We start from the raw sequence: 247 nt of genomic DNA, 5'->3' as shown, positions 1-247 counted from the left end.
GTTAGGTCAGCTGATGCTTGAACGGTATTGGTACCATCTGAGATATCGAAGCTGATATCAATGTCGCCATTGAAGTTCTCATCTGGCGTGATGGTGAAACTGCCATCATCGTTAGCTACAACCGTCGCATCACCACCAACCGTTAGGCCGCTAGCAGTAAGGTCATCGCCTTCAACATCAGATGCTTGTGATAACAGTTGCTCTTGGCTTAGACGGATAGAACCATCTTCATCGATTGAGTACGCTA

1 protein-coding gene is annotated in these 247 nt (G+C 47.0%); it reads right to left on the bottom strand.

What is annotated here, in order from left to right:
* On the bottom strand, positions 1-247 hold a 247-nt coding region (locus AB4585_RS21670), incomplete at both ends, for a cadherin-like domain-containing protein (protein ID WP_372170882.1).

The organism is Vibrio sp. 10N.222.49.C9, from assembly GCF_041474985.1.
GTDB lineage: Bacteria > Pseudomonadota > Gammaproteobacteria > Enterobacterales > Vibrionaceae > Vibrio > Vibrio crassostreae_C.
The sequence above is the reverse complement of the archived record's forward strand: the minus strand, read 5'-3'. Positions and strand labels throughout refer to the sequence as shown.